The organism is Streptomyces sp. NPDC003036 (genome assembly GCF_040611175.1).
In the GTDB taxonomy this organism is placed as follows: Bacteria; Actinomycetota; Actinomycetes; order Streptomycetales; family Streptomycetaceae; genus Streptomyces.
This window is the reverse complement of the sequence record NZ_JBEXNO010000018.1, coordinates 133,059-139,767: the sequence shown is the minus strand read 5'-3', so window position 1 is coordinate 139,767 and position 6,709 is coordinate 133,059. Positions and strand designations below refer to the sequence as shown.

Annotated in this window: 5 protein-coding genes; 4 read left to right on the top strand and 1 reads right to left on the bottom strand. The window is 73.8% G+C overall.

Annotated features, from left to right (window positions below; all coding sequences use genetic code 11):
• The 4 genes from ABZX67_RS16035 to ABZX67_RS16020 form a co-directional block, all read left to right on the top strand.
• Nucleotides 1–1,464, top strand: a 1,464-nt coding sequence (locus ABZX67_RS16035; protein ID WP_355360034.1) for a pyridoxal-dependent decarboxylase, incomplete at its 5' end; no start/stop codon positions are given.
• Nucleotides 1,461–3,245, top strand: a complete 1,785-nt coding sequence (locus ABZX67_RS16030) for an IucA/IucC family protein (RefSeq protein WP_355360031.1) — start codon at nucleotides 1,461–1,463, stop codon at nucleotides 3,243–3,245. The genes ABZX67_RS16035 and ABZX67_RS16030, both read left to right, overlap by 4 nt.
• Nucleotides 3,242–3,829 (top strand): GNAT family N-acetyltransferase, encoded by a 588-nt coding sequence (locus ABZX67_RS16025; protein WP_355360028.1) that lies wholly within the window; start codon nucleotides 3,242–3,244, stop codon nucleotides 3,827–3,829. The genes ABZX67_RS16030 and ABZX67_RS16025 overlap by 4 nt, the downstream gene beginning before the upstream one ends.
• Nucleotides 3,826–5,145, top strand: a complete 1,320-nt coding sequence (locus ABZX67_RS16020; RefSeq protein ID WP_355360025.1) for a SidA/IucD/PvdA family monooxygenase — start codon at nucleotides 3,826–3,828, stop codon at nucleotides 5,143–5,145. Before ABZX67_RS16025 ends, ABZX67_RS16020 begins: the two co-directional genes overlap by 4 nt.
• Nucleotides 5,146–5,190: 45 nt before the next feature.
• Here the strand turns inward: ABZX67_RS16020 and ABZX67_RS16015 are convergent, their stop codons facing one another.
• Nucleotides 5,191–6,702: a SulP family inorganic anion transporter gene (locus ABZX67_RS16015; protein ID WP_355360022.1), complete on the bottom strand. Its 1,512-nt coding sequence runs from the start codon at nucleotides 6,700–6,702 to the stop codon at nucleotides 5,191–5,193.
• Between the last annotated feature and the right edge of the window lie 7 nt (nucleotides 6,703–6,709).

Sequence of the window (6,709 nt, the reverse complement as noted above, 5' to 3'; positions counted from 1 at the left end):
GACCACGGTGTGAAGACCGTCGCCCTCCTCACCGACATGTCGACCCCGCTCGGCCTGACCGCGGGCAACGCCCTGGAGGTCCGCGAGTCCGTCGACGTCCTCGCGGCGGCGGCCGAGGCCCTCGGCCCGGCCGAGCTGCCCGCCGAGGGGCTCGGCGCCAAGGCGGCGCTCCAGCTGCTCGCGACCGTGCTGCTGGAGCAGGGCATCGACCTCTCGCACCCGCGTGCCGCCGCCCACCTGCAAGCGCCGTCCCTGTCGGTCGCGGTCGCGGCGGACACCCTGGCCGCCGCCGGGAACGCGTCGCTGGACACGTACGACTCCGGCCCCTCCGGCATCGCCGTCGAGCGGTGGCTCATCGGCGCCCTGATCCGCCTGGCCGGGCTCGGGGAGCGCGCCGACGGCGTCCTCACGCCCGGCGGGTCGCTGTCCAACCTGATGGGCCTGCTGCTCGCCCGCGACGCCGCCGCGCTGCGGCGCGGCATCGACGCCCGCCGGCACGGCGTCGCGGCGCTGCCCGGCCCGGTGGTCTTCTGCTCCGAGCTCGCCCATTTCTCCACGCACCGGGCGTGCGCCGTGCTCGGCCTCGGCGAGGCCGCCGTGCACCCGGTGCCCGTCGACGAGCGCCGCCGCATGCGGCCCGAGGCGCTCGCCGCGGCGCTGGAGGCGCTCGGCCCGGACCGGACGCCGATCGCGGTGGTCGCCACCGCCGGGACCACGGACTTCGGCTCCATCGACCCGCTCCCGGAGATCGCCGAGATCGCCTCCGGGCACGGCATGTGGATGCACGTGGACGCGGCGTACGGCTTCGGCGCGCTCTTCTCCGAGCGGCTGGCCGGCCGCCTCGCGGGCCTGGAGCTCGCCGACTCCGTCACCCTCGACCTGCACAAGATCGGCTGGCAGCCGGCGGCCGCGAGCGTGCTCCTGGTGTCGGACACCACCGCCTTCACCTCGCTCGACCGCGAGGTGGCCTACCTCAACCCCGCCGACGACTCCGAGGCCGGTTTCGACGGCCTGCTGGGCCGCAGCCTCCAGACCACCCGCCGCCCCGACGCGGTGAAGGCCGCCGCCACCCTGCTGACGTACGGGCGGGAAGGGCTCGGCCGCATGGTCGACGTCTGCCACGACCTGGCCCGCCACGCGGAGCGCCGCATCCTCACCGAGCCCGAGCTGGAGCTCGTCGCCCCGGCCGAGCTGACCACGGTGGTCTTCCGCTACCGGGGGACCAACCCGGCGGCCGCCGACGCCCTCAACGGCGCCCTGCGCCGACGGCTGCTCGAATCCGGCGCCGCCCTCATCGGGCGTACGGAGGCGGAGACCGCCGGGCCCGGCTCCCCCAAGCGCGTGTGCCTGAAGTTCACGCTGCTCAACCCCACCGCCACCACCGACGACATCGACGGGCTCGTGGACACGGTCCTCGACGCCGGCCGCACCTGCGAACGACTCATCGAGGAGGGCGCCGCATGACCGTCACCAGCGCGGCGACAACGACGCACCCGGACCCGCTGCACGAACTCGACGCGCGCGGCGCCGCCGAACACGCCCACGTCGAGGCCCTCCTGCGCTGCTGGCTGCGCGAGACCGGCACCCCCGTCACCCCCGGCCCGCTCCGCGTGGAGCTGCCCACCGCCGGGCTCGCCCTCGTCACCGAGGTCACGCACTGCTCGCCCACCGGCTGGCACCGCTTCGCCCCCGCCCGCCTGGAGGGCCCCGGCGGCCCGCTCGGCCCGACCGCCGACCCCGTCACCGCCGTGGCGCTGCTCTCCACGGAGGCGGCGGTACGCGGCGGAAGCCGTCCCGGCGGAGTCCCCTCCGGTGAGGTCGCCGACCTGGTGGAGCGCACCGCCGAGTCCGTACGCCGGGTCGCCGCCTTCATCGCCGACCGCCGCGCCCACCCGCAGCCGCCCCCGCAGGTCGACGGCTTCCTCGACGCCGAACAGGCGCTGCTGCTGGGCCACTTGAACCACCCGGCGCCCAAGAGCCGGGACGGCATCTCGGACCACGAGGCGCGGGCGTACTCGCCGGAGCTGCGCGGCTCCTTCCGGCTGCACTGGTTCGCCGCCGACGAGTCGGTCGTCTCCCACGACGCCGTCGACGGCGCGCCGTCGCTCGCCGGCCGGGACACCGTCGCCCTCCTCGCCGACCTCGCCGAACGGCGCCTGGACGACGGCCGGGTGCTGGTGCCCGCACACCCCTGGCAGGCCCGCGACCTGCTGCACCGGCCGCGCATCAAGGCGCTCGTCGCCTCCGGCGCGCTGGAGCCGCTCGGCGAGCTGGGCCCCGAGTGGTGGCCCACCTCCAGCGTGCGGACCGTGTACCGGCCGGACGCCGACGTGATGCTGAAGCTCTCCCTGGGGCTGCGGCTGACCAACTCCCGCCGCGAGTCGACCCGTACGGAGCTGCGCCGGGGCCTGGAGATCAACCGGCTGCTCGACGCCGGGTACGCCGAGGCCACGTTCGCCGCCCACCCCGGCTTCGCGATCACCCGCGACCCCGCCTGGATCGCGGTCGACGAACCGGGCAGCCCGGAGGGCCCGGACGTCACCGGCCTCGACGTCGCCGTGCGCGAGGTCCCGGACGGCATCGCCGACCTGCGCTGCCTGGTCGGCCTGGTGGCCCCGCGCCCCGGCCTCGGCCGCAGCGCGCTCGGCGACCTGGTCGCGGCGCTCGGCCCGGGCGCGGCCGAGCAGTGGACGGCCGACTACACCGACAAGGTGCTCGTGCCGATGCTGCACCTGTACGCCGCCACCGGCATCGGCCTGGAGGCCCACCAGCAGAACACCCTGGTCCGCCTGGACGCGACCGGACGCGTCACCGGCTCCACCTTCCGCGACAACCAGGGCTACTACCTGGCGACGTCGTACCTCCCCGGCCTGCTGAAGCGGCTCGGCGCCGACTCCTCCACGCTCGCCGTCGTCGACGACGCCCTGGTGGACGACCGCCTCTCCTACTACCTGCTGCGCAACCAGGCGCTGTCGGTCGTCGGCTGCCTCGCCGTCGACGGGCTCGCCGACGAGCGCGACCTCCTCGCCGTCCTCGCCGATCGGCTGCGCGCGGCGCTCCCCGCGCTCGCCGAGGCCGGGCCCGAGGGCGACCGGCTGGCGCGCCGCTGGCTGGAGGCGGACACCCTGCCGTGCAAGGGCAACCTGCTGACCCGGCTGCACGGCATCGACGAGGTCCTCGCGCCGCTCGACGCCCAGTCCGTCTACCTCGACGCCCCGAACCCCCTCCAGGAGGCCACGGCATGACCTCGGTGGACCACGATCCGACCGCCACGATCCCCGGCCCGCCGCTCCCGGTCCTGAGCGGCCCCTGGTCGGCGCGGGTCGCCCGGGCGGAGGGCACCGACCTGGACGTGGTGCACGGCTGGATGCAGTCGCCGCACATCGACGCCTTCTGGCACCAGGCCTGGCCGCGCGAGCGCTGGTACGAGGAGATCGCCGGGCACCTGGCGGGGGACGCGATCCTGCCGGTCCTGGTCGACCTGGACGGCGAGCCGTTGGCGTACATCGAGGTGTACCGGGTGATCCGCGACCGCCTCGCCGGGCGGTACGCACAGCTGCCGCACGACCTGGGCGTGCACATCGCCATCGGCGACGCGGCCCGCACCGGGCAGGGGCTGGGCCGACGGCTGCTGCGCGCCCTCGCCGAGGGGCTGCTCGCCGCCGACCCGCAGTGCGTCCGCGTGGTCGCCGAGCCGGACGTGACCAACGCGCCGTCGCTCAAGGCGTTCGAGGCGGCCGGGTTCCGCCCCTGCGGCGAGGTCGTCTTCCCCGACAAGACCGCCGCCCTGCTCGTCCATCCGCGCAGCGAGGAGGACCTCCCCCAATGACGCAGTCCATCTCCGAACACGACGTGGTGGCCATCGGCTGCGGCCCCTTCAACCTGGGCCTGGCCGCGCTCGCCTCCACCGTCGACGACCTCGACCTCGTCGTCCTGGAGGAGCGGCCGGAGCTCACCTGGCACCGGGGCATGATGTTCGGCGACGCCTCGATGCAGGTGAACTTCCTCGCCGACCTGGTCACGCTCGTCGCCCCCTGGCACCCGCTGTCGTTCCTGGCGTACCTCCACGACATGGACCGCCTCTACACCTTCACCGTGCGCGAGAACTTCTTCCCCTCGCGCCGCGAGTACGAGGACTACCTGCGCTGGGCGGCCGCCCGGCTGCCCTCCGTCCGCTTCTCGCACCGCGCCGAGGAGGTCCACTGGGACGCCGAGGCCGAGCGGTTCACCGTGGACGTCGTACGCGGGGACGGCACGCGGCTGCGGATGCTCGCGCGCAACCTCGTCCTCGGCATCGGCACCGCGCCGCACGTCCCCGAGGCGCTGGCGGACCTGCCCGAGTCGCTGCTCCTGCACACCTCGGACTACCTGTACCGGGCGGCCGACGTGGCGGCGGCCGGCAAGGTCACGGTCGTCGGCTCCGGGCAGTCCGGCGCCGAGGTCGCCGTCGACCTGCTGACCCGCAACCTCGACGGCGGCCCGGCGGTGAGCTGGCTGACCCGCACGTCGTCGTTCGCGCCGCTCGACTACACCAAGATGAACCTGGAGCTGACGACCCCGGCGTACATGCGGTACTTCCACTCCCTGCCGCAGGACGTCCGCGACCGGCTCGTCGGCGAGCAGTGGCAGTTCTACAAGGGCATCTCCACCGACACCCTGGAGGAGATCCACGAACTGCTCTACCGGCGGCAGCTGGAGCACGGCCTGGCCGACGTGGAGCTGCGCTTCGGCATCACGGTGGAGTCCGCCGCCGTGGACCCGACCGGCCGCGCGGCGGTCCTGACCTGCCGGCACCGCGACACGGACCGCGTCTTCGAGCACACCACCGGTCTCGTGGTCGCCGCCACCGGCTACCGCAACCGCACGCCCGCCTTCCTGGCCCCGGTGGACGAGCTGCTCCTGCGCGACGGGCGCGGGCGTCCCCGCGTACGCCTGGACCACTCCGTGGAGCTCGCGGACGGCGTCACGGGCCGGGTCTTCGTCGCGAACGCCGAGATCCACGCGCACGGCGTCTCGTCGCCGAACCTCGACATCGGCGCCGTACGCAACGCCACCATCCTCAACGCGATCACCGGGCGGGAGACGTACCGGCTGCCGAAGCACAGCGCCTTCACTCGGTTCGAGCCGCCGGGCCAGATGGCGTAGGCGACGGATACCGGGCCGCGTCGCCCCCGCCCCACATCGCCGCGCTCAGTGGGCGCCGGTGAGCTCTCCGCTGAGGGCGGAGTGGAGGCGGGCACTGGGCTCGTTGAGCCCGGTGATCTCCACGCGCTTGCCGCGCTGGGCGTATTTGTTCCCGATGGTGTCCAGGGCGGCGACGGAGGAGGCGTCCCAGACGTGCGCCGCGCTGAGGTCGATGACGACCCGGTCGGGGTCGCCCGCGTAGTCGAACCGCCCCACCAGGTCGTTGGAGGAGGCGAAGAACAGCTCGCCCGTCACCCGGTAGACGACGGTGGTGCCGTCCGGGTCCGTGACGGCGGTGACCTCGGCGAGGCGCGCGACGCGCCGGGCGAAGACCACCATCGCCGTGACGGAGCCGACGACGACGCCGATGGCGAGGTTGTGCGTGGCCACGACGCACCCGACGGTGATCACCATGACGGCGATCTCCCCGGCCGGCATCCGCCGCAGCGTCCTCGGGGCGACGGAGTGCCAGTCGAACGTCGCGAAGGACACCATGACCATGACCGCGACGAGCGCCGCCATCGGGATGTCGGAGACGACCGGTCCGAAGACGATGCACAGCACCATCAGGAACGCGCCCGCGAGGAAGGTGGACAGGCGGGTGCGGGCGCCCGACACCTTCACGTTGATCATCGTCTGGCCGATCATGGCGCAGCCGCCCATGCCGCCGAAGAAACCGGTGACGATGTTGGCGATGCCCTGCCCGATGGACTCGCGCGTCTTGCTGGAGCGGGTGTCGGTGATGTCGTCCACGAGCTTGGCCGTCATCAGCGACTCCATCAGCCCGACCAGCGCCATGGCGAAGGCGTACGGGGCGATCGTCGTCAGGGTGTCGAGGGTGAACGGCACGTCCGGCAGTCCCGGCACCGGCAGCGAGGACGGCAGGGCGCCCTTGTCCCCTACGGTCGGCACCGCGATCCCGGCCGCGACGGTGATGACGGTCAGGACGGCGATCGACACCAGCGGCGCCGGGACCACGGTCGTGACCCTCGGGAAGAACACCATCAGCGCCAGACCCGCCGCGATCAGCGGATACACGGCCCACGGCACGTCCCGCATCTCCGGCACCTGCGCCAGGAAGATCAGGATCGCCAGCGAGTTGACGAAGCCGACCATCACCGAGCGGGGCACGAACCGCATCAGCTTCGCCACCCCCAGCGCGCCGAGCGCGACCTGGAACACCCCGGCGAGGATCACCGCGGCCACCAGGTAGCCCAGGCCGTGCTCGCGGTTCAGCGGCGCGATCACCAGCGCGACGGCACCCGTCGCGGCGGAGATCATGGCCCGTCGGCCGCCGACGACCGCGATGGTCACGGCCATGGTGAACGAGGCGAACAGCCCGATCGCCGGCTCGACACCGGCGATGATCGAGAACGAGATCGCCTCGGGGATCAGCGCGAGCGCGACCACCAGCCCGGCGAGCACCTCGGTGCGCCACACCTTCGGATCGGTCAGCCAGTCGGGCCGCAGCCGCGGCCACCGGCGTACCGGCACGGCGGAAGACGTGGAGGAAGACAACGGAACA

Bases quoted from the DNA above. Each gene is read 5' to 3' on its own strand.
- ABZX67_RS16020 (WP_355360025.1), top strand. From the start codon at position 3,826: ATGACGCAGTCCATCTCCGAACACGACGTGGTGGCCATCGGCTGCGGC.
- ABZX67_RS16025 (WP_355360028.1), top strand. From the start codon at position 3,242: ATGACCTCGGTGGACCACGATCCGACCGCCACGATCCCCGGCCCGCCG.
- ABZX67_RS16030 (WP_355360031.1), top strand. From the start codon at position 1,461: ATGACCGTCACCAGCGCGGCGACAACGACGCACCCGGACCCGCTGCAC.